This is a genomic window from Oscillospiraceae bacterium, assembly GCA_025757985.1.
Lineage (GTDB): Bacteria > Bacillota > Clostridia > Oscillospirales > Ruminococcaceae > Gemmiger.
This window is the reverse complement of sequence record CP107210.1, coordinates 2,188,751-2,211,084: the sequence shown is the minus strand read 5'-3', so window position 1 is coordinate 2,211,084 and position 22,334 is coordinate 2,188,751. Positions and strand designations below refer to the sequence as shown.

The window sequence follows — 22,334 nt, the reverse complement described above, 5'->3', positions numbered from 1 at the left end:
AATTGTAGCACTGCAGTAAAACCGCGTCAAGGCTAAGGTTGTACGATTTAACAAACGATTTGGCAAACGCTGCTTTACCCGAGGTACTGTGTTAAAAACCGGACGGTGGTCTGCCGCAGGGCCTTGTCAAGGGCGGCGGCCGTGGCGGGGTCATCGCTGAGATAGTTGTGGTTGCCGGCCGCAAAGGGGTCCAGCACGACCTGACCGTCCGGCAGGCTCTGCACGGCGGCGATCGTTTCGGCCTGGGTGGTGCTGCTTAAAATGCCCTCGCTGCCGCTGTAGGTCAGCAGGGTGGGCAGGGCGCTTTCCCGCAGGGCGGCGTTCGGGTCAGAGGTGCGCATCTCGTCCATATAGGCCGCGCTCAGCTCGACTCCCCAGGCAGTAACGCTGCCGTTGGCCTCGGCCTCGGCGGCCATGGCCTCCACTGCGGAGAAATCGTCGATGTTTAAAAATTCAAGGCCGTTCAGCCCGGCACCGTTGGCGGGGCTCCAAAGCACGAGCGCGGCGATGCCGCCCTTTTGCTGCGGGTACAGGCTGGCCAGCCGCCCGCCCATGCTGTGGCCGACCAGCGCGGTCGGGCCGGTGCCGTAGGTGCTTTGCATGTACAGGATCGCACTTTCAACATCATCGGCCATGTTGGAAAGCGTATAGGCGGTGAACGGCTCGGTGCTGTCGCCGCAGCCGGGGAAATCCAGCCGCACCGTGGCGATGCCCTGCGCGGCCAGCTCCTGCGCCAGCGGGGCAAAGTGGCCGTCACCCGCGCGGCTGCCCGTAAAGCCGTGGCAAAGCACGGCCAGCGGCATATCCCCGCTGCGGGCCAGCTTGCCCGGCAGCTGCACCGTGGCGTAGATGGTGCCCCGCGTGCCGGGGATGCTGACATCCTGCGCGGCAGGGGTGCGGCACAGCGGCGCCAGCGCCGCCGCAATGCAGAGCGCCAGCGCGGCAATGCAGCCGGTCAATACATAAAACGCGCGTTTCTGCGCTTGATTTTTCATGGGCGAACACCTCCGTTTGCTCCTATTAAACCGTATGCGCACACAGATGTCAAGGGGGCTTTTGGGATACAAAATGCGGGGGCGGCCTGTGTTTGCGTATTTGTCGGACTTATGGTAAAATACAGGTAAAATCATCTAAGTGAGGACCTTTACCATGGGTATTGTTGTGATCGGTGCTGTTTTTGTGGATATTAAAGGGTATCCGCTGTCCACCTACATACCGGGCGGGCGCAATGCCGGCCGGGTCGAGCAGGTACACGGCGGCGTCTGCCGCAATGTGGCCGAGGATATTGCCAATGTGGAGCTGCGCCCCACCTTTGTCAGTCTTGTGGATGAAACCGGCTCCGGTCAGGATGTCATCGACAAGCTGGCCAGACACAAGGTAAACACCCGGTACATCCGGCGCGTGCCGGACGGCATGGGTACATGGCTGGCCGTGTTTGACAATGACGGTGATGTATGCGCCGCCATCTCCAAGCGGCCCGACACCACACCGCTGACACGGCTGCTGCAGGAGCAGGGCGATGAAATCTTTGCGGACTGTGACGGCATCGCCATCGAACTGGACCTTGAAAAGGAGACCGTCAAGCAGGTGCTGCAGTTTGCCAAAAAGTACCGCAAAAAGGTCTATGCGGCGGTGTCCAACATGAGCATTGCGATGGAGCGCCGCGACTTTTTGCAGCAGATCGACTGCTTTGTCTGCAACCAGCAGGAGGCCGGGCTGATGTTCTCAGACAATTATGAGGAGCTGGACGCGGACGAGATGTGCCGCACGCTGGCCGGCAATGTACACAGCGCCAACATCCCCTGCATGGTGGTCACGATGGGGGACAAGGGCGCCGTCTACGCCCGCAGCGGCGGCGAGTGCGGCACGGTCCCGGCCAAAAAGGTCAATGTCATCGACACGACCGGCGCGGGCGATGCCTTTTTTGCCGGCACGGTCATCGGCCTGACTTACGGCAAGACGCTGGCGCAGGCCTGTGAGATCGGCAGCCGGCTGGCGGCCTCGGTCATCTGCATATCGGAGAATGTCTGCCCGCGCTTCCGCCCGGCGGAGTTCGGCCTTGATGTGCCGGTCACGGACTAAAAAACGGCGCTTGCAGCATGAAATGCCAGAAAATGCCAATTTTCCGATTTCGCACATTTTGCCTTTTTAGCAGCACATTAAACGCATAATTCTTTGGATGCAAGCTGAATTGTTCTTTTTAACACTATAATTTTAAAAGCACAATTTGCGGAATTTTAAATTATTTGTTATAATATAACCATGGAAAGACAACAAAAGGCAACCCCGCAGGGGCTGCATACGCTGGCCGGGGGGATCTGGCTCAGCTTTACCCGGCTGGACAGCCACCTTGCGCCGCTGCCTGTGCAGGCTGCGCGGCTGCTGGTCTTTGACTTCTGCCGCGCCGGGCGGCGGGCCATCCCCGACGGGCCGGAGGAATACGCCATCGTGACAGAGGCACACGCCGCCGTCAGCTTTGCTGCGCCGGATGAGCCGTTCTACCTGCCGGGCGGCCAGTATGAGGGGCTGCAGCTTTTCATCGACCCGGACGCCGTGCAGGCAGACAGCTTTTTGACCGTGATGGGCCTTGAGATCGGCGGTATTGCGGACTACTTCTGCCGGGACGGCGTCCACTGCTGCCCGGTCAGCGAGGCCATCACCGATATTCTGGACGAGCAGTGGAGCGATGCCGAGTACGCCACCCCGGGCGAGCTGCGCTACACGGCGGTGCGGCTGCTGTATGAGCTGCTGCGCCTGCCCGATGACGCCGAGGCCGCCCGCTGCCCCGCGCGGCAAGTTGAGCTGGTGCGCGAAACCGAAACGCTTGTGCTGCGAGATCTCTCGGTGCGGCATACGGCCAAGGCGCTGGCCGATGGCTTCGGCCTGAGCGAGAGCGGCTTCAAGCTGTACTGCCAGAATGTGCTGGGCGAGGGGTATCTTGCCTATTTCCGCCGCCGCAGGCTGGAAAAGGCCGCCGAGCTGCTGCGCACGACAACGCTGCGGGTGCAGGACATAGCGGCCGGTGTCGGCTATGAGAGTCAGGGTAAATTTGCCAAGGCGTTTTATGACCAGTTCCGCCTGATGCCGATGGAATACCGCCGTCTGGCAAAATAAAGCGCAAAGCCCCGTCACCCGGGAAATCGGGCGGCGGGGCTTTTTGGGCGGCGTTACCGCCAGGTAAAGGTCGCCATGCCGTACACATAGATAAAGGCGATGGCGCAGGGGACAAAAAATTGAAAGACGGGCTTCATCCACGGCCGGAGCTTGAGGCCCTTGCCGGTGTTGGCCTCGGCCACAAAGCGGTCCCAGCCCCAGCCAAAGCGGCTGCAGCAGAAGAGCGCCAGCACCAGAGAGCCGAGCGGCAGCACATTGTTGCTGACGATGAAATCCCAGAAGTCCAGCCACGCGCTGCCCGGCGCAAACGGCTGAAAGTGCAGCACGCTGTAGCCCAGCGCCGTGGTCAGCGCCAGCAGAAAGATGCCGACACCGCAGACAAGGCAGCCCTTGGGGCGGCTCCAGCCGGTCAGCTCCCGGATCATGGCAAGGATGTTCTCGCAGACGCCCAGCACGGTGGAGAGCGCGGCAAACACCATGAACAGGAAGAAAAGGGTGCCCCACCAGCGGCCGCCCGCCATGTGGTTGAATACGCCGGCCATCGTGTCAAACAGCAGGCTCGGCCCGGCAGTGACCTCCAGCCCGTAGGTGAAGCAGGCCGGGAAGATGATGATGCCGGCCAGCACCGCGACAAAGGTGTCCAGCAGGATGACATGGACCGATTCGCCCATCAGTGCGCGGTCCTTGCCGATATAGCTGCCGAAGATCGCCATGCCGCCCATGCCGACCGACAAAGAGAAGAAGGCCTGATTCATGGCCGCCACGATGACTGTGCCGTTGATCTTGGAGAAGTCCGGCACCAGATAGAACCGCAGCCCCTCCGCCGCGCCGGAAAAGGTCAGGCTGTGCAGCGCCAGCACCAGCATCAGCACCAGCAGGGCTGTCATCATGTATTTGGTCACGCGCTCCAATCCGCCCTGCAAGTTGAAGCTGAGCAGTACGAACGCCGCCACGACTACCACAAACAGATAGGTCACATTGACTTTCGGGTCGGCGATCATCTGCGCAAAGCCGAAATCGGCGTTGCTACCGGTCAGAAATTTGACAAAATAGTACAAAATCCAGCCTGTGACAACGGTGTAAAAGGCCATCAGCGCAATGTTACCAATCAGGCTGATTACGCCGAAAAGCCCCCACCTCTGGCCGGGCTTTTCAAGGCGCTGGTACATATAGATGGGGCTGGCCTGCGCTGCGCGGCCCACGGCAAACTCCATGACCATAACGGGCAGGCCCAGCACCAAAAGGCAGAGGATGTAGAGCAGCATAAAGCTGCCGCCGCCGTTCTGGCCGCACATCCATGGGAATTTCCAGACATTGCCGCAGCCGATGGCGCACCCGGCAGACAGCATGATAAAGCCAAGGCGGCTGCCAAGGCGTTCGCGTTCCTGCATAGCTTTTACATTTCCTTTTCGGTAGTGATCTCAGCACAGACGATCTCTGTGCGGCCCTGAGTGCGGAATTTGTAGCCCCAGGTGCCGGTGCCGCCGCTGACAATGGCGGTGCAATGGTCGTTAATAACCTTTTTGCCGTAGTTTCGCTCGTTTTTGGCAACCATGCCTACGGCGCCCGCAGGCCATACCTGCCCGCCGTGGGTGTGGCCGCTCAGGATCAGATCGGCCCCCGCCGCTGCTGCGGCCTTGAAGTCCCGCGGCTCATGGTCAAGCCAGACCGTGTAGTGGTCGTCCGGGCCGCCGGGCATCAGCTGCGCAGCCGTAAAACGGCTGCCGTTCGTGTACAGGTAGTCCTTGCGGCCCACGATGCGCACCCCGCAGGGCAGCATGACGGAGGTATCCTCCAGAATGCGCACCCCGGCGGCAGCAAAGCTGCGCTCCAGCTCGGCGCGGCCAAAGCTTGGCTCCCGCCAGTGGTGGAACAGGTCATGGTTGCCCAGCACATAGTATTTGCCCAGCGGCGCGCGCAGCGCACCGAACAGGGCACAGAAGGCTTCCAGCTCCTCCGGCTCGGTGAACTCGTCGAAAATATCGCCGGTCAGCACCAGCAGGTCGGGGTGGCAGGCCTCGATCTTCTCGCGCAGCTCAGGGATGCGGGTGCGATCCATTGCTGCGCAGGCGCGCGGGTGGACATCACTGACCTGCACGATGGTCAGCCTGCCGTTCGGCAGATTTTTCCGCGTTGTCAGGCTGTATTTTGTCGTACAGAGGCGCAGCGCCCGGCGGCGGCCCCACCACATGATTCCGGCAGTCAGCAGCCACGGTGTTGTGCCGCCAAGCCAAAAAATATGCCATACGGCCAGCGGCGTGCCGCCGATGCGGCGCAGCACCAGCCCAATGCCGGTGCCGATGCAGTAAAAGGTCACCAGATGCCCGACAAAGACGATGCCAAGGCCCAGCGGGTCCCGGCTGATATAGGCCAGCAGCGCCATCAGCACCAGCGGCAGGCCGTAGTACAAAACCGGCCACTGTGCCGCAAGCTGCAGCGGCGGCAACTGTAAAAAGTTGAGATACAGCAAAATATCCAGCGCCGCCTGCCCGAGGCGCGGAAGAACAAATTGGAAGAATGGATGATACATGGTGTCAGCCTTTGTTTCGTGAGAGTGCCTTCCCCCAAGGGGGAAGGTGTCTGCGGCCCCGCCCGCAGACGGATGAGGGGAGCGTGCGGCGTGATTGCCCGTATATGGGATAGTATGGCAAGGTTGTCGCAATTGTCCGTACATGGGACAATATGGCAAGGTTGCCCCTCATCAGTCGCCTGCGGCGACAGCTTCAGTCTCCGTGCCAAGTGCCGCCTACGGCGGTTGCACTCCGACACGCGCCTGCGGGCGCAGCCCCACGGGGAAGCCTTTTTAACAAAAATTCCCCCGCACCTCGCGGTACGGGGGCTGAAATTTAATTTTTACTGTTCCTTTGCCTTGATGGCGGCGTCAATCGCGCGGGCAGCCTCTTTGCCGGCACCCATGGCCAGAATAACCGTGGCGGCACCGGTAACAGCGTCGCCGCCGGCGTAGACCATCGGGCGGGTGGTCAGGCCGTCGGGGCCGTTCGTGATCAGGCAGCCGTGCTTGTCGGCGTCCAGACCCGGCGTGGTGGAGCGGATCAGCGGGTTGGGGCTGGTGCCCAGCGCCATGATCATCGTGTCGACATCGAGGACAAACTCGCTGCCCTCCTTGACGATGGGGCGGCGGCGGCCGGAGGCGTCCGGCTCACCCAGCTCCATCTCCACGCAGGTCATACCCTTGACCCAGCCGTTCTCGTCGCCCAGCACCTCGGTGGGGTTCGTCAGCGTCTTAAAGACGATGCCCTCCTCCTCGGCGTGCTCGACCTCCTCCTTACGGGCAGGCAGCTCGGCCATGCCGCGGCGGTAGACGATGTACACATTCTCGGCACCCAGACGCTTGGCGCAGCGGGCGGCGTCCATGGCCACATTGCCGCCGCCGACAACGGCAACAGACTTGCTCTTCATGATGGGCGTGCGGGAATCCTCCTTGTACGCCTTCATCAAATTGACGCGGGTCAGGTACTCGTTGGCGGAGTAAACGCCGTTCAGGCTCTCGCCGGGGATGCCCATAAAGCGGGGCAGACCGGCACCGGAGGCAACATAGACAGCCTCGAAGCCGTAGTCGTTCATCAGCTCGTCAATGGTCAGCACCTTGCCGATGACCATATTGGTTTCAATGTCAACGCCCAGCTCCTTCAGACCCTCGACCTCGTGCTGGACGATGTCCTTGGGCAGACGGAACTCGGGGATGCCGTACATCAGAACGCCGCCCGCAACATGCAGGGCCTCGTAGACGGTGACCTTGTAGCCCAGCTTGGCCAGATCACCCGCAACGGTCAGACCGGAAGGGCCGGCGCCGATGACAGCGACCTTGTGGCCGTTGGAGGCGGGGGCAACGGGCTTGGTGTGGACATTGTTGCGGTACCAGTCAGCAACAAAGCGCTCCAAGCGGCCGATACCGACAGCCTCGCCCTTGATGCCGCGGACGCACTTGCCCTCGCACTGATGCTCCTGCGGGCAGACACGGCCGCAGACGGCGGGCAGCGCGCTGGACTGGGCAATCACGTTATAGGCGGCCTCAAAGTCGCCCTCGGCCACATGCTTGATGAAGCCGGGAATATCAATTTCAACGGGGCAGCCGCTGCGGCAGGGGTGGTTCTTGCACTGCAGGCAGCGCTTGGCCTCGTTCACGGCCATCTCCTCGGTGTAGCCGAGGGCGACCTCCTTGAAGTTTTTGTTGCGGACATTCGGCTCCTGGCTGGGCATGGGGCACTTTTTCGGGTCCATATTCGGCATGATCACTGCACCTCCTGCTTCAGCAAATTGCACTCGGCCTCGCGGGCGTGGGCCTCAAAGGGCTTGTACATCGTGCCGCGGTGCATAGCCTCGTCAAAATCGACCTCAAAGCCGTCAAAGTCGGGGCCGTCCACACAGGCAAACTTCGTCTGGCCGCCCACGGTCAGGCGGCAGCCGCCGCACATGCCGGTGCCATCGACCATGATGGGGTTCATCGACACAACGGTCTTGACATTGTGGGGCTTGGTCGTCTTGACGACAAATTTCATCATGATAAGAGGTCCGATCGTGATGACCTCGTCAAAGTTTGCGCCCTCGACGATCTTCTTTTCCAGCGGCGCGGTGACAACGCCCTTCTCGCCGTAGGAGCCGTCATCGGTCATGATGATGAACTCATCGCAGCAGGCGCGGAACTCATCCTCGAGAATGACAAGATCCTTGTTGCGGAAGCCGACAATGCCGGTGACCTTGGTGCCCTGCTCGTGCAGTGCCTGCGCCACGGGCAGCGCAATGGCGCAGCCAACGCCGCCGCCGACGACGCAGACGTTTTTCAGGCCTTCGATCTCGGTTGCTTTGCCCAGCGGGCCGACAAAGTCGTGCACAGCCTCGCCCTCTTTGAGGGAGTTCAGCTGCATCGTACCTGCGCCCACGACCTGAAAGATGATAGAAACGGTGCCAGCTTCGCGGTCAAATCCGGCGATAGTCAAGGGGATGCGCTCGGAATCCTCCTTCGCACGGACAATGATGAACTGGCCGGCCTTCGCCTTTTTGGCGATGAGCGGCGCATGGATCCAGAGCTCGGTCACGGTGGGGTTGAGCTCCCGCCGTTTGATGATAGTAAACAAAGCGATCTCTCCTTCTCCTTGTTATTCTATAAAGTAGGTGCTTATATTGTAGCGTATTTCCCGGGGAATGTAAAGAAGAAAGTTAAGACGAACAAACAGGAAAAAACAGGGAAACGCGATATGGCGGTAAGTTTCGGCGGGGTGAGGGCACCCCGCCCTACGCACGGATTTTCAAGTGGGGTCGTAGGGCGGCCAGCCCTCTGGCCGCCGTGGCCGTTTGCGATGGCGGGAAGTGCCCGGGAGGGATGAATCCCTCCCCTACGGATTGACCGTGAAAGGGATATGACGGCAGGTCGCGGGCCGGGCATGCCCGGCCCCTACAAACAGACGGAAGGTTTACGGCAAGGATTGTAGGGGGCGGCGTCCTCGACGCCCCGCAGGGGGCCAAGCTCCTCAGGAAAAACAAAAAAACGAGACGGCCACTGCCCCGTCTCGTTTTTTTAAAAAGAAGGAGAAAAACAGAACGTCTCGCCGGCGCCTGAATACGAACGGAACCACCCCTCTACAAGTGATACCCTCCCTACGGATTCGGCAGGGCGCTCTGGTATTCTTCCTCTTCACTTTTGTTTGAAAGCGTTTCGCTTTCGATGTACTTATATTACATCATTTTTGTCGAATTTGCAAGATGTGTGCTTGTACAATGTGCTGTAAAGCACGGTAGTTGTTTTGTGCATGTTGCACAATCGTTCATAGAAATGTCATAGAAAAAGCGCTTGCGGCATCGTAAACCGCAAGCGCAAGAAAGTTTCTTTAATTTGTTTCTGAATATGGATTATTCGACCGGGACGATCCAGCCCTTGGTGTCGGGCAGCTTGCCCCACTGGATGCCGGTCAGGGTGTCGTACAGCTTCTGGGTCAGCTCACCGATCTTGCCGCCGCTGATGTGGGCAACCTTGCCCTCCCAGTCAAGCTCCTTGACGGGGGAAACGACTGCGGCGGTGCCGGTGCCAAAGACCTCCTCCAGCTTGCCCTCATCGGCAGCCTTCATGATGTCGGCAATGGCAACGCGCTCCTCATGCACGGGGTAGCCCCAGTCCTTCAGCAGCTCAATGATGGAGCGGCGGGTGACGCCGGGCAGAACGGTGCCCACGCAGGGGGCGGTGTAGATCTCGCCATCGATCTTGAACATGATGTTCATGGAACCGACTTCCTCGACATACTTCTTTTCAACGCCGTCCAGCCACAGCACCTGAGAGAAGCCGCGCTCCTCGGCCAGCTCACCGGCCTTGATGGAGGCAGCGTAGTTGCCGCCGCACTTGGTAAAGCCGGTCAGGCCCGGGGCGGCGCGGATGTACTGATCCTCGACATAGATGCGCACAGGGTCAAGGCCCTCGGCGTAGTAAGCACCGGAGGGCGCGCAGATGATCGCAAAGCGGTAGTGCTTGGCGGCATGCACGCCGAGGCCTACATCGGTAGCGATGCAGAACGGGCGGATATACAGCGATGCACCGTCAGAGTGGGGCACCCAGTCGCGGTCAACATCGACCAGCGCCTTGACGGCCTGCACAAAATCCTCCGGCGGGATGGCGGGCATGCCCAGACGGTCGGCCGAATCATTGAAGCGGTTTGCATTGCACTCAGGGCGGAACAGCTGTACCTTGCCCTCGGCGGTGCGGTAGGCCTTCATGCCCTCAAAAATTTCCTGCGCGTAGTGAAAAACGGTGGTGGCGGGGTCCATCTCCCACGGGCCGTAGGGAACGATGCGGGCGTCATGCCAGCCCTCGCCTGCGGTATAGTCCATCAGGAACATATGGTCGCTGAACTTTTTGCCAAAGCCGAGCTTGGACTCGTCCTGCGGTTTTTCTTTCGGATGGGTTGTTTTGGTGATTTTGATGTCCAACATGATGTACACTCTCCCTTATCTATTCAAGCGCACCGCCGCACAGCAGGTGCGGGTGATGGTTACTGCTATTATAGCGCTCTGAATCGGTAAATACAACCCCTTATTTACAAAATGTGTATTTTGTGTTGCGTAAAACGCAAAATACGCTTTTCACAGGTTTCCACAGCTTTCCACAGGTGGGCGGTGGAAAATGTTGAAAATAATCCCTTGCGCACCGTGGAATTTTCCGGTTTTCCGCTTTTTAACGGGAAAAGGACGGGGAGTTTTCCACGGTTTCAACGGAGTTTTCAACATTTCCACGGTGGATAACCGTTATACACCGTGGATAACTTGCGGCGAATATACGGAATGTGAACGGTATGTGAACAGAAAAAGCGGCCTGTCTTTGCCCGCCTGCCCCGCGCCCAACCAAAAAAGCGTGCCGCTCTCTTTCCCACAAGAGAGCGGCACGCAGTCCAAACTCAATTTTCTTTTCGGTGCACCACAAACATCACCATGCTGAACACCAGCATGAACGCGGCCAGCCCTGCCGCAATCAGCAAAATCAGCTGGAAGACCTTCACGTTAAAGTTCGTCTGCAAATTCTCCCGTGCGGCGGAGATCGCATCCGACCCCGAGGAGACGGCGGACTGGGTGCCGTCGGCCAGCTCATTGGCGGCAGCCAGCGCGGCTGCAGCAGCATCGCTGTCCCCCAGCGCGGCCAGCGCATCGGACAGGGCCTGCCCGCCCATGGCGACAAGGCGGTCGTTCGTCTCGCTCTTGACCTTTTCATGGTTGACGGCCCCAGCCAGATATTCGGCAAACAGGTCGGCCGCACCGCGCACAGCGGGGGCGTAGTCCTCCTTGATCTGCCAGCCATTGACCGACCACATGCCGTTCATGTAAAACAGCAGCTGCATGCCGGAATCATCAAGCAGGGCACGGTAGACAGCGTCCGCAAAGCTGCTGTTGGAGGTGTCCTGCGTGCCGAAGCTCAGCGAGATAAACTCCTTGGCGCGGTCGTACTCGGTCAGATTCTCATAGTAGCTGCGCAGGGCATCGGCCAGATCGGTGTCCTGCGTGACCTTGGAGCCGACGATCACCGAATCCATATCGGCGCGCAGGTCCTGATCGCCGAATTTGCTCAGTGAGCCGTCATCGTCAATATTAAAGGTAGCGCGCATCGCGGCGGCGTACCCGGCGGCGTCCTGCGCCTGCCCGTAATACTGCTGCGCCAGCTGCTGGCAGTCGCCGCCCCAGCTGCCGGTGATGGGGATGCCGTTGTAGACAAGGTTCATCGAGGCCAGCATATGGCCGAAGTCGATCTTCTCGCCGGTGGGCAGGGTTACGGTGTTCAGGGATTGCAGCGAGGCCAGCTCGGCATCGCTGCTGTTGACATAGCTCTCAAACTCGGTATCGCGCACGCCGGCGGTCAGCTGCCAGATCGTGGTGTTGTAGTCACCCGTGCGGGTGTAGGAGAGGGTCAGCACAATGGGGTCGGGCGCATCGTCCCGGGAGGAGGAAAACTCCCGCGCCAGCGCCTGCAGGCGGGAAAGACGGTCCAGCGTGGTATTGTAGTCATCCTCAGCATGGGCGGGCAGTGCTGCCGCACAAAAAAGCCCCAGCAGCAAAAACAGCATAGCCAGCAGGCGGGGCATACGGTTCGATGTGGAATTCGTAGTCAAGCACCTCCGGTAACACACGACAACACCGGGGCGTCAAGGTTTGCAGCCCGCGCCCCGGCAAATTCGTTTTAACCAAATTGTAATATTTAGTATACCACACCCGGACAGGGTTTGTCACCTGTTTTTTGGAATAAATCCGTTTGCCCGGCAGCAGCAGAAAGACCGACAGCGAGAGATAAGGCGCTGTGCGGGCTTATGCTTTGGGTTGATACCGTATGTCCGACACAGTGTAGACGGTGATGAACGCCTGCGGGTCCTCGCGGTTCATAAAGTTCATCAGCCGCTGGTACTCGGCCTTATCCACAATGGTGATGATCTCGCGGTGCTTTTCCATGTTGTATGCGCCGTAGGATTCATACACCGTTGCACCGCTGTGCAGATCGTCCAGAATGAAGCGGCGCAGCGCCTCCTCCTTTTTGGTGATGATGCAGACCCGCCGCTTGATGTTGTGGTCAAAGATAAAGTGGTCCAGCACCAGACCGTTGAAGTAGGTGCCCAGCACACTCAGCACTACGGTCTTTTTATCATAGACCAGTGCGGCTGAGAGCGCCACACAGATGCCGGACAGCGACATTGCGCGGCCCAGCTCAATATGCAGGTATTTGTTCAGGATCTTCGCCACGATGTCCAGCCCGCCGGACGAGGCGTTGCGGTTGAACAGGATGCTCAGCCCCACGCTGACTACCAGAATGTAGCACAGCACATCCAGCTCCTGACTGTCGGTCAGTGAGCCGATGCCGGGGAAAAGCCGCTCCAGCAGGGCGAGAAAGAGCGGCAGCAGGATGCTGGTGTAGACGGTCTTGGCGCCGAACTCCCGCCCGCAGGTCAAAAAGCCGATGATGAGCAGCACGACATTCAGGATCATTGTGATGGCCGACAGCGGCAGCGGCACAAAGTTTGCCAGCACGATACCAAGGCCCGAGATGCTGCTGACCGAGGCGTGGCTCGGCACCAGAAAGAAGTAGACCGCCGCCGCAATGATCGCAACCGCCCCGGTCAGGGCGGCAAGCTCCTGCACGGCGGCAAGCGGGGAAGTGTGTTTTTTGTTTGTCATCTTGATTTTCTCCTCATTCGGCCTGTTCCGGCCGGAGAATATTATACCGCCAACCGGTGGCTTTTTCAACACAAATCGGGGGAGCCTGCAGCCTGCTTCTGCGTGTCAAAAAATCGCATTTTTGGCCCATTGAATGTGTAGGGGCGACCATTGGTCGCCCACAGGAAACGCCCGCCACACCGTAGGGGCGCATTCCATATGCGCCCGCAAGGGGGCAGCCGCCTGCGGGGCATCGGGGACGCCGCCCCCTACAGCTACCCGCACAGTGCATGCAGCTCAAAAAACTCCCTCCGCGAGGGGGAAAAACGCACCTTTTTTTGCAGGTCGCAGCAAACTGCACAAGTTTTTTTCAAAAATTTCAAAAGCGCTACTTTTCAAGAACTTGAAAAAATGATATGCTATATCCGGCTATGTTACACGGATTAACGGCGCGGCGATGCTGTATCAGCCGGCAATTTTTTTGGGGTAAGGCGCAGAGGGACGAAAATGAGTTACAAAAACAGCTATGAAGACGGAATCTATTCTTCTGACATGACAAAGCTGGGAGACAGTGTGCTTCAATCGATGCAGGAAACGATTCAAAAAAACGGCGGTGTCGGGACCATTACCGGGTACTTTGACGCTGATCTGTCGATTTTGTCGATCGGTGATTTGCTGCTGCACAATCTGGGGTACAGCTACGAATCCCTTATGGCGCAGACAAAGGGCTCGCTGAAAAAGCTTTTTTACGGGGAGAATGTCACTTTCCTTGAGAATGACCGCTTTCGTCAGATTCATGGTGCGGGAGAAGGGCAGATCCTCACAGCGGACGGTGCCCCCGTCTATGTGTGCCTCTACAAAGAAAATACAACGGATGCCGCCGGAAAGCCGGTCTGGGTCATGTCCGTGCAGATCAACTGGGCGTATGAGAATCTCGCTCTGGTCAATGAATCCATACGCTCGGCGCTCTGGTATTTTGACTGCAATGAAAACAGTGAGATCGTCAATGTGTATTGGAGCCATGCGTTTCGGCGCCTCCTTGGGTATCGTGATAGTCTGGATTTCCCGAGCGAGCTGGCTGCATGGTCGGAGCTTCTGCATCCGGAGGATAAGGACCGTGTCCTGAAGCTGCTGCAGGACACGATTGCAGACAAAACCAATCAGACAAAGTATAAGGTGGAGTACCGACTGAAGACAAAGGTTGGCCGATACCTGTGGTTCCGGGCGTCTGCGGAGGTGATACGCCGTCTGGATGGCTCGGCCAAGCGGATCGCCGGAATCCTCAGCAACATTGACGCAGAAAAAAGAAGCCGGATGCAGGCGCAGCGGGCAGCCGCCTTTCACCGCGCGTTCACCAGCGCAAACCTCTGCGAATACTATGTGAACCTTGAAGAAAACACATTTGACACCTTCAAGGTGGAAGCCTCCCTGATGACGGCCTTTGAGCAGAGCCATACATGGGATGAGCTGGTCAGATTCCTTGTGGACAACTATGTCGTTGAACAGGACAAAAAGGCTGTGACGGATTTCTATAACCGCGCCTACATTGCAGAAAAATTGAAGGGACTGGATACCGAGCTGTGCCAGGAATGCCGCATCATGCTGAATGGCGAGGAGCGGTGGGTCCGCAATGTCGTCATGCGCGGCGAGATCGAAGATTCCGAATATGCGATGATCTTCCTGCGGGACATCACCGAGTCCAAGGCCGAGACGGCGCGGCGGATGCAGATGGCGTCGGACAACGCCTCCATGGAGCTTCTGATCCAGAGCATGGTGCGGCTGCTGGATCGCTTTGTTGTCTGCGATCTTGAGAATGACCGGTATCGGTTCTATAATCTGCAAGGTGAAATGATATACGCGCCGACCGGCACCTACCATGCTTTTGTGGAGCAGGTGATTGCAAAGTATAAAACGTTCGAGCCGCTGGAAGCTTTGAAGACGGCGATGTCCCCGGAAAATATCCGTAAGAACCTGACCGCAGAAAGCGATGTCTATAAATTTGAATACTGCTCTCTGGACGAAAACACCTACAAAATCGCCTCATTCATTCCGCTGGAGTGGGAGGGCACAAGGCTGGTAAAGGTTCTGCTGGCCTCTATGAATGTTTCACAGGAGAAAAGGGCCGAGATTGAATCCCACAGGGCGTTGAAGGAGGCCTACCGCGCGGCGGAGAATGCAAACCGGGCCAAGACGGAGTTCCTCTCCAATATGTCCCATGATATTCGGACGCCGATGAATGCAATCGTTGGCCTGACAGCGATTGCAGGTGCGAATATCGAGAATCCGGATAAGGTGATCGAGTGCCTTGGCAAAACCACCAAGGCGAGCCGCCATTTGCTGGGACTGATCAATGAAGTGCTGGACATGGCGCGCATCGAAAGCGGAAAGATGTCCCTTGCCGAGGAGGACTTTAATCTGCCGGAGCTGGTCGATAACCTGATTACCCTTACAAAGCCTGCCATCGATGAGCATCGGCATAATTTTGAAGTCCATGTGGACCGTATTGAACACGAGGCCGTCTGCGGCGACAGCCTGAGGATCCAGCAGGTCTTTGTAAACCTGATGAGCAACGCCGTCAAGTACACCCCGGATGGCGGCAATATCACATTCTCTATTAAAGAAAAGCCGAACGGCTTCTCGGAGCTTGGCTGCTACGAGTTTTCGATTGCAGATAACGGCATCGGCATGACGCCCGAATTCCAGAAGATCATGTTTGAGCCGTTCAGCCGGGCAGACGATCACCGGACGACCAAGGTGCAGGGCACGGGTCTGGGTATGGCGATCGCCCAAAATATCGTCAACCTGATGAACGGCAGCATCAAGGTCAACAGTGCGCCGGGCAAAGGCACAACAATCACGGTGACGATCTATCTGAAGCTGCAGGAGAGCGAAAAGGAGCAGGAAAAAGAACTGCTCGACCTGCCGGTGCTGGTTGTGGACGATGACAAAACCTGCTGCGAAAGCACGGTTGCAACCCTCAAGGACATTGGCATAGCAGGCGAATGGGTGCTTACGGGCAGGGAGGCCGTGGAGCGCTGCTATGCGCGCCATGAAGCCGGGTGCGACTACTTTGCCGTGATTCTGGATTGGAAGATGCCGAAAATGGATGGCATCGAGACGGCCAGAAAAATTCGTGAGCAGGTAGGCAAGGATGTGACCATCATCATCCTGACCTCCTTTGAATTCAGTGAGATCGAGGAGGAGGCCCGGGCGGCAGGCGTGGATGCGTTTATTGCAAAGCCGCTGTTCCGTTCCCGCCTGACGGCGACCCTGCGGCAGTTTACATCCGGCAAAAAGGAGAAAAACGCCCGAAGCCTTCTGGAAAGCTTTGCCAAAACCGATTACACGAGCAAGCGGGTCCTTCTGGTGGAGGACAACGAGCTGAACCGTGAGATCGCTGCCGAAATTTTGGGTATGACGGGCGTGGCCGTTGACATTGCCGAAAACGGAAAAATAGCGGTCGAAAAGGTTGTGGCAGCCCCGGAAAAATGGTATGACCTGATCTTTATGGACATCCAGATGCCGATCATGAACGGGTACGAGGCTACTGCGGCGATCCGCTCTCTTCCCGGCGGGCGCGGAAAGGTGCCGATCATTGCCATGACGGCGAACGCCTTTGCCGAGGATGTACAGCTGGCAAAGAACACCGGCATGAACGAGCATATCGCAAAGCCGCTGGAGCTTGATAAGCTCAACGATGTTCTGAAGCAATGGCTGCAATGAGTTTGGGGAAAACATAAAAGGGGCTGCTGCAAGAGGAATTTTCCCTCGTGCGGCAGCCTTTTTTTCATTTATAGCAATTTTCAATAATACAGCACAGTACTTTAACTTTTGAGCAAAAAGAGGTATAACAGAGGCAAAGAAGGTGAGAACTATGCTGCACAATGAAGCTCGAAAATTGATTCTGGAAGCATACGACAAAGGCGTTAGCGTAAAAGAACTGGCAAAGTGCTTTTCTGTAAACACCTGCTCGATATATCGTTTGCTGAAGCGTCGGAACGAAACAGGAAGCTACGAAACTCAAACGAATCTCCGTGGAAAGAAGTCCAAATTGTCAGATGTAGATCATCAGCACATCCCATTTTGCCGGAGCCCCGGCCCAGCGCAAAATCCCGGGTGAATACCCCTGCGCCGGGTGTCTGCCGCTCACTTTTTCCGCGTGGCAATGTCCTGAAAGCAGAAATAGTCCGGTTGGTGGCGGGACTGGGTGTACTCAAACAGCAGACCGGCGGAGTTGAAAGTCTGGTTCACGACGACGGCCACGCAGCCATAGGTGCCCATGTCCAGCAGCTTTTCGTCGCGGGCTGTGGCGTGTTCCACCGTCATGCGGCGCTTGCTGGTGATGATCTGCATTCCCAGTGTGTTCTCAATGTAATCGTAGATTGAGCTGGCCGCGATCTGCGGCGTCAGGCCGGGGACAAACTCCTTTAAAAAGTAGTTGACGTCGAGAATCAGCGCTTTGCCGTCGAGATACCGCACGCGTTCAATACTCCATAGCTCATCCCCAACCGAGAAACCGCTCTTGGCGGCAAAGCACTCATCGGCGATGACAGTCTCAAACTTCGTGACCTTCGTCACGGCGCGCAGATGGTTGCGGCGGGCGGTCTCCTGAAAGGTCTCGATGCCGCCGATGGTAAACGTCGTTTTGCCCACCGGCTGGTAGATGACCCGCACGCCGCGCCCCTGCATGGTCTGCACATAGCCGTCGGCTACCAGCTCCGCCAATGCGCGTCGAACTGTGTTGCGGGAGCAGGCGTATTCCTCTATTAAGGTATTCTCGCTGGGCAGCAGCGATTGATAGGGGTAATCCTGCGCCTCGATGCGTTTTTGGATGCTGTGATAAATGCCTTCATATTTTGCCTTTGGCATGGTGTGTACCTCGCAGCTTGTTCAAACATTTACTTTAGTATACCGTCTTTTCGGCTAAATTTCAAGTGGGTAACTTGTGAGCAGTGCCGAAAATAGGCGTACTGCACTGCTTTTTTGCAAAAGCATATTGACTTGTATGAACAAGTCTGGTATTCTGTGGCTGTAAGGAGAACTTGTATGAACAAGTTCAAAGATGCCCGCTCTACCGGGCAAAAGGAGGAAAACACTATGGGTAAATACGAACAGGACGCGCGGCTACTGCTTGAGTACGTCGGCGGCAAGGAGAACATTGCGGCGGTATCTCACTGCGTATCGCGTATGCGCTTTGTCCTCAACGATCCCGCCAAGGCGGACGTTGCCAAAATTGAAGCACTGAAATCCGCCAAGGGCACCTTCACCCAGGCGGGCCAGTTCCAGGTCATCATCGGCAACACGGTCAACGATTTCTACAATGATTTCATTGCGGTCTCCGGCATCGACGGTGTCTCCAAGGAGGCTGTCAAGAGCGCGGCCAAGCAGAACCAGAACGCCCTGCAAAAAGTTATGACCGTGCTGGCCGAGATCTTCGCCCCGCTGATTCCTGCCATCATTACGGGCGGTCTGATTTTGGGCTTCCGCAACTGCATCGACAGCATCTATTTCTTCAATAACGGCACTCAGACCTTGTGCGACATCAGCCAGTTCTGGTCGGGCGTGGACAGCTTCCTCTGGCTGATCGGCGAGGCCGTTTTCCACATGCTGCCGGTCTGCATCTGCTGGTCCGTCACCAAAAAGATGGGCACGACCCAGAGCCTGGGCATCGTCCTCGGCCTGACGCTTGTTTCCGGCCAGCTGCTGAACGCCTACGCCGTCGCGTCCACGGCAGCGGCGGACATCCCGAAATGGAATTTCGGCTTCTTCACCATCAACATGATCGGCTACCAGGCACAGGTTATCCCTGCCATGCTGGCCGCGTTCACGCTGGTGTATCTGGAAAAATTCTTCCGCAAGATCTGCCCGCCGGTCATCTCGATGATCGTTGTACCGTTCTGCTCGCTGGTCCTGTCCGTCATCATCGCTCATACCATCCTTGGACCCATCGGCTGGAAGATTGGCTCCGTCATCTCTGATGTTGTCTACGCCGGCATTTCCGGCTCCTTCCGCGTGGTCTTTGGCGCTATCTTCGGCTTTGTCTACGCCCCGCTCGTCATCACCGGCCTGCACCACATGTCCAACGCCATTGATATGCAGCTGATTGCCGACTTCGGCGGCACGATGCTGTGGCCGATGATCGCGCTGTCCAACATTGCGCAGGGCTCTGCCGTCCTTGGCATGATCTACTTACAGCGCAAAAATGCTGACGCCCAGGAGGTCAACGTACCCTCCTGCATCTCCTGCTACCTCGGCGTTACCGAGCCCGCTATGTTCGGCGTCAACCTCAAATTCCACTTCCCGTTCATCTGCGGCATGATCGGCTCGTCCATCGCGGCAGCTGTCTGCGTGGCTACTTCCACCACGGCCAACGCCATCGGCGTCGGCGGCATCCCCGGCATTCTGTCCATCCAGCCTGCCTATATGCTCAGCTTTGCGCTGTGCATGGTCATTGCCATCGTTGTGCCCTTTGTGCTGACCGTCAGCGTCGGCAAAAAGAAAGGCATTGCCTGATTTTGTGAGGTGTGTACCATGAATGATTTTAAAGATAAAGTTGTCTACCAAATTTACCCGAAATCCTTCATGGACTCGAACGGTGACGGCTTCGGCGATTTGAAGGGCGTCACCGCGAAACTGGACTACCTCGCCGACCTCGGTGTTGATTACCTCTGGCTGACGCCGTTCTTCCCCTCGCCCCAGCGCGACAACGGCTACGATGTGGCCGACTACCGCGCCGTCGACCCGCGCTACGGCACGATGGAAGATCTGGAGGAGCTCATCCGCGAGGCGGACAGGCGCGGCATCGGCCTGATGCTGGACATGGTGTTCAACCACACCTCCACCGAGCATGAGTGGTTCAAAAAAGCACTGGCGGGCGACAAAAAGTACCAGGACTATTACATCTTCAAGGACGGCACGCCCGACCGTTACCCGACAAACTGGGTGTCGAAATTTGGCGGCCCTGCGTGGGAATACGTGCCGTGCCTTGGCAAATGGTATCTGCATCTTTACGACGTCATGCAAGCCGACCTGAACTGGGAGAACCCCGCCGTGCGGGAGGAAATGGCCGACATCCTGCGCTTCTGGAAGGCGAAGGGCATCAAGGGTTTCCGTTTCGACGTCATCAACGTCATTTCCAAGCCTAAATTTTACGAGAATGACTACGAGGGCGACGGCCGCCGCTTCTACACCGATGGCCGAAACGTCCACAAGTATCTGAAGGAGCTGGTCGCCGCGGGCGGCATCGACGGCATGATTACGGTGGGGGAGATGTCCTCCACCACGCTGGAAAACTGCATCGGCTACACCGCTGAGGGCAACCACGAGCTGACGATGTGCTTCAATTTCCACCACCTGAAGGTCGACTACAAGGACGGACAAAAGTGGGAATTGAGGGAGCCTGATTACCTCGCTATGAAGAAACTGTTCCAGACCTGGCAGGAGGGGATGCAGGCCCACGGCGGCTGGAATGCGCTGTTCTGGTGCAACCACGACCAGCCCCGTGCGGTCAGCCGCTTTGGCAGCGACACGACCTACTGGAAGGAAAGCGCCGAGATGCTGGCGGCGGCCATCCACTTTATGCGCGGCACACCGTACATTTATCAGGGTGAGGAGCTGGGCATGACGAACCCGCACTTTACGAAAATCGAGCAGTACCGCGACGTCGAGAGCCTCAACTACTACAAAATCCTGCGAGAGCAGGGCAAGACCGAGGCCGAGACGCTGGACATTATCGCCCAGCGCAGCCGCGACGACAGCCGCACCCCGATGCAGTGGGACGCGAGCGAGAACGCCGGGTTTACCACCGGTACGCCGTGGATCGGCATTGCCGACAACTACAAGGCCATCAACGCCGCTGCCCAAATTGACGCCCCAGATTCCATCCGCAGCTTTTACAAAACGCTGGTGGCCCTGCGCAAGAAAATGCCGGTCATCAGTGCGGGAAAAATCGAGTTCTTGTACCCCGACAACGCGGATTTGTTAGCCTATCGCCGGTACGACGGCGAGACGGAGCTGCTGGTTCTCTGCAACCTGCGGGAGCGGGAAATTGCCAAGCCCCTGCCCGTAGGCTGGACCGATGCCGAGAAACTGCTGGGTAACTACCCCGACACCGCCGACACGCTGCGCCCCTATGAGTGCGTGGTGCTGAAAAAGTGAAGGCTGCCGTATTAGCTTTTCGCTAGTGGGAGTTGACCGTATCCTTTGCGATAGTAACCTCATAGTGAGCAAGACAAAAGCACTTTCCCTTATTTGCAATGCAAATATAAGGGAAAGTGCTTTTTTGTAAGGGCAATACCGCATAATTCTAAGTGCCGATACGGCGAGCGAGGTGCGGCAGCTGCTAAGCCAAAAGCGCAGATAATACTTTGTGTATAAACCATCCATCCATTTTAGCTATGCGCGTTTTCATATGCTTTTTGGATTCCCTCTGGTAAGTGGTCGGGAATCAGTGCCTTTAGTCTATCCTCGCTGCCGTCTTGGATCGCCTGCTCATAATACCAGCACTTGAATGTGTAAAATCATGGGGTTCTCTTAACTGCTGCTGTTTGTTGCGAATCTGTTCGACAAACTGGAATTTCATAAACGCATTTGCTTCTTAAACGCAAACATTCCCTCATTGCCATCGCCGACAAAATCGTCCGGTGTATCCGGCATAGGGTGTTTTTCATTAAAAAATTCTGTAATATGAAAGCCGCAGACATTCACATAAAAATGAATATTGCGCTTATCAAAGTACGGCGTACAGGTTTCCCATACTTTCGTGTTCGGATACCGGAGTCAAAGCTGCCAAGTGAGGCTGTTGTGATGTTTGATCAAGCATTGTGATCCTAAAAAAACATAATTCTTATTCAAGCAAGCACTTGATTTATTTTGCAGAGTCTGATATGCTATTATAGGAAACACTGGATAATGCACAGAAATGGGGGATTATGTTTTGAGGGAAGAAAAGAAAGCCGAAAAGAGGAAGGATCTTGTAGGCATCTGCCTTGACTGCTTTGTCGAAAAGGGACTGACCGTTGCCACGACAAAGGACCTCTGTAAGGCGGCAAAACTGCAAAACGGCGGCATCTACTATTACTTCTCCACCAAAGAGGAAATCGTTCTTGCCTGCGCCGAGGAAGCGATCAGTCGAATTGAAAAAGCTGCGTTTGCCATCGTGTTTGAAGATATTAGTGACATCAAAAGCATGATGGATCATCTCGGTGAGCTGGCGGATAAAATGTCGCCTACCATGCGCTTTCTGGTCAGCGTATGTGTGTCGCGCGAATACGGAGAAAAGGTAAAGCCTTCCCTTGTGCGGCTTGCGGCAAGATACCCTTATTACACGGGCAGGATTGCGGAGATCCTCGACTGCACCGACGAAGAGGTTGCGCCGTTCGTTCATCTGTCGATCCTTGCCATCAACAATTATATGATCTTTGCCGAGCGAGCGCTGTTTGACCCACAAATCGAAGCGGTCAAAAAAGAGCTTTCAAGGCTTGCAGAAAGAAAGGGGCGGAATAATCGATAGTTTACCATAAAGAGAAAATCACAAACGACTTCATAGTCAATCCATACGCACAAACCGTTCCGAGGAGATGACC

15 protein-coding genes and 3 pseudogenes are annotated in these 22,334 nt (G+C 57.0%); 7 read left to right on the top strand and 11 right to left on the bottom strand.

The genetic code is table 11. From position 1 onward, the window contains the following. Positions 1–74: 74 nt before the first annotated feature. Positions 75–995, bottom strand: coding sequence for an alpha/beta fold hydrolase (locus tag OGM67_10700; GenBank protein UYJ34047.1), 921 nt, complete (start codon positions 993–995; stop codon positions 75–77). Between the two features lie 154 nt (positions 996–1,149). On the opposite strand from OGM67_10700, the gene OGM67_10695 reads away from it, so the two are divergent. Both OGM67_10695 and OGM67_10690 read left to right on the top strand, forming a co-directional pair. Then, a complete protein-coding gene (locus tag OGM67_10695) occupies positions 1,150–2,082 on the top strand; it encodes a PfkB family carbohydrate kinase (protein ID UYJ34046.1) in 933 nt (310 codons plus the stop codon). Between the two features lie 180 nt (positions 2,083–2,262). Next, a complete protein-coding gene (locus OGM67_10690) occupies positions 2,263–3,114 on the top strand; it encodes a helix-turn-helix transcriptional regulator (GenBank protein UYJ34045.1) in 852 nt (283 codons plus the stop codon). Between the two features lie 53 nt (positions 3,115–3,167). Here OGM67_10690 and OGM67_10685 read toward each other — a convergent pair whose 3' ends face one another. The 5 genes from OGM67_10685 to OGM67_10665 all read right to left on the bottom strand — a co-directional run bounded on the left by OGM67_10685 (position 3,168) and on the right by OGM67_10665 (position 10,053). Then, a complete protein-coding gene (locus OGM67_10685) occupies positions 3,168–4,505 on the bottom strand; it encodes a sodium-dependent transporter (GenBank protein UYJ34044.1) in 1,338 nt (445 codons plus the stop codon). Positions 4,506–4,510: 5 nt separating this feature from the next. Continuing rightward, entirely contained in the window at positions 4,511–5,644 is a 1,134-nt protein-coding gene (locus OGM67_10680) for a metallophosphoesterase (GenBank protein UYJ34043.1), read from the bottom strand. A gap of 323 nt (positions 5,645–5,967) precedes the next feature. Next, positions 5,968–7,365, bottom strand: a complete 1,398-nt coding sequence (gene gltA / locus OGM67_10675) for an NADPH-dependent glutamate synthase (GenBank protein ID UYJ34042.1) — start codon at positions 7,363–7,365, stop codon at positions 5,968–5,970. 2 nt (positions 7,366–7,367) lie between these two features. Then, on the bottom strand, positions 7,368–8,210 hold the full coding sequence (locus tag OGM67_10670; GenBank protein ID UYJ34041.1) for a sulfide/dihydroorotate dehydrogenase-like FAD/NAD-binding protein: 843 nt from the start codon (positions 8,208–8,210) through the stop codon (positions 7,368–7,370). A 772-nt stretch (positions 8,211–8,982) separates the two neighbouring features. Continuing rightward, positions 8,983–10,053, bottom strand: coding sequence for a branched-chain amino acid aminotransferase (locus OGM67_10665; GenBank protein UYJ34040.1), 1,071 nt, complete (start codon positions 10,051–10,053; stop codon positions 8,983–8,985). Positions 10,054–10,243: 190 nt separating this feature from the next. On the opposite strand from OGM67_10665, the gene OGM67_10660 reads away from it, so the two are divergent. Next, positions 10,244–10,555, top strand: a complete 312-nt coding sequence (locus OGM67_10660) for a hypothetical protein (GenBank protein UYJ34039.1) — start codon at positions 10,244–10,246, stop codon at positions 10,553–10,555. Here OGM67_10660 and OGM67_10655 read toward each other — a convergent pair. Together OGM67_10655 and OGM67_10650 are read right to left on the bottom strand one after the other, a co-directional pair. Continuing rightward, positions 10,515–11,717, bottom strand: a complete 1,203-nt coding sequence (locus OGM67_10655; protein UYJ34038.1) for a hypothetical protein — start codon at positions 11,715–11,717, stop codon at positions 10,515–10,517. The two genes, OGM67_10660 and OGM67_10655, sit on opposite strands and share 41 nt — an antisense overlap. A gap of 193 nt (positions 11,718–11,910) precedes the next feature. Continuing rightward, complete coding sequence (locus OGM67_10650; GenBank protein UYJ34037.1) at positions 11,911–12,771, bottom strand: YitT family protein; 861 nt, start codon at positions 12,769–12,771, stop codon at positions 11,911–11,913. Between the two features lie 486 nt (positions 12,772–13,257). Here OGM67_10650 and OGM67_10645 point away from each other — a divergent pair, with 486 nt between their 5' ends. Then, complete coding sequence (locus tag OGM67_10645) at positions 13,258–16,473, top strand: response regulator (protein UYJ34036.1); 3,216 nt, start codon at positions 13,258–13,260, stop codon at positions 16,471–16,473. A gap of 423 nt (positions 16,474–16,896) precedes the next feature. Here OGM67_10645 and treR read toward each other — a convergent pair whose 3' ends face one another. Then, positions 16,897–17,619, bottom strand: coding sequence for a trehalose operon repressor (treR, locus tag OGM67_10640; GenBank protein UYJ34035.1), 723 nt, complete (start codon positions 17,617–17,619; stop codon positions 16,897–16,899). A gap of 228 nt (positions 17,620–17,847) precedes the next feature. On the opposite strand from treR, the pseudogene treP reads away from it, so the two are divergent. Both treP and treC read left to right on the top strand, forming a co-directional pair. After that, positions 17,848–19,251: pseudogene (gene treP, locus OGM67_10635) on the top strand (PTS system trehalose-specific EIIBC component). Positions 19,252–19,281: 30 nt separating this feature from the next. Next, a complete protein-coding gene (treC, locus tag OGM67_10630; GenBank protein UYJ34034.1) occupies positions 19,282–20,907 on the top strand; it encodes an alpha,alpha-phosphotrehalase in 1,626 nt (541 codons plus the stop codon). A gap of 233 nt (positions 20,908–21,140) precedes the next feature. Here the strand turns inward: treC and OGM67_10625 are convergent. Continuing rightward, a pseudogene (locus OGM67_10625) lies at positions 21,141–21,260 on the bottom strand (MerR family transcriptional regulator). A gap of 67 nt (positions 21,261–21,327) precedes the next feature. Continuing rightward, positions 21,328–21,522: pseudogene (locus OGM67_10620) on the bottom strand (GNAT family N-acetyltransferase). A gap of 148 nt (positions 21,523–21,670) precedes the next feature. Between OGM67_10620 and OGM67_10615 the strand changes: the two are divergent. Beyond that, complete coding sequence (locus tag OGM67_10615) at positions 21,671–22,261, top strand: TetR/AcrR family transcriptional regulator (protein UYJ34033.1); 591 nt, start codon at positions 21,671–21,673, stop codon at positions 22,259–22,261. Positions 22,262–22,334 lie beyond the last annotated feature (73 nt).

What these genes read in the sequence shown, in the direction of transcription:
- OGM67_10700 (UYJ34047.1), bottom strand. Translation starts at nt 995, where the DNA reads ATGAAAAATCAAGCGCAGAAACGCGCGTTTTATGTATTGACCGGCTGC.
- OGM67_10695 (UYJ34046.1), top strand. Translation starts at nt 1,150, where the DNA reads ATGGGTATTGTTGTGATCGGTGCTGTTTTTGTGGATATTAAAGGGTAT.
- OGM67_10690 (UYJ34045.1), top strand. Translation starts at nt 2,263, where the DNA reads ATGGAAAGACAACAAAAGGCAACCCCGCAGGGGCTGCATACGCTGGCC.
- OGM67_10685 (UYJ34044.1), bottom strand. Translation starts at nt 4,505, where the DNA reads ATGCAGGAACGCGAACGCCTTGGCAGCCGCCTTGGCTTTATCATGCTG.
- OGM67_10680 (UYJ34043.1), bottom strand. Translation starts at nt 5,644, where the DNA reads ATGTATCATCCATTCTTCCAATTTGTTCTTCCGCGCCTCGGGCAGGCG.
- gltA (UYJ34042.1), bottom strand. Translation starts at nt 7,365, where the DNA reads ATGCCGAATATGGACCCGAAAAAGTGCCCCATGCCCAGCCAGGAGCCG.
- OGM67_10665 (UYJ34040.1), bottom strand. Translation starts at nt 10,053, where the DNA reads ATGTTGGACATCAAAATCACCAAAACAACCCATCCGAAAGAAAAACCG.
- OGM67_10660 (UYJ34039.1), top strand. Translation starts at nt 10,244, where the DNA reads ATGTTGAAAATAATCCCTTGCGCACCGTGGAATTTTCCGGTTTTCCGC.
- OGM67_10650 (UYJ34037.1), bottom strand. Translation starts at nt 12,771, where the DNA reads ATGACAAACAAAAAACACACTTCCCCGCTTGCCGCCGTGCAGGAGCTT.
- OGM67_10645 (UYJ34036.1), top strand. Translation starts at nt 13,258, where the DNA reads ATGAGTTACAAAAACAGCTATGAAGACGGAATCTATTCTTCTGACATG.
- treR (UYJ34035.1), bottom strand. Translation starts at nt 17,619, where the DNA reads ATGCCAAAGGCAAAATATGAAGGCATTTATCACAGCATCCAAAAACGC.
- treC (UYJ34034.1), top strand. Translation starts at nt 19,282, where the DNA reads ATGAATGATTTTAAAGATAAAGTTGTCTACCAAATTTACCCGAAATCC.
- OGM67_10615 (UYJ34033.1), top strand. Translation starts at nt 21,671, where the DNA reads ATGGGGGATTATGTTTTGAGGGAAGAAAAGAAAGCCGAAAAGAGGAAG.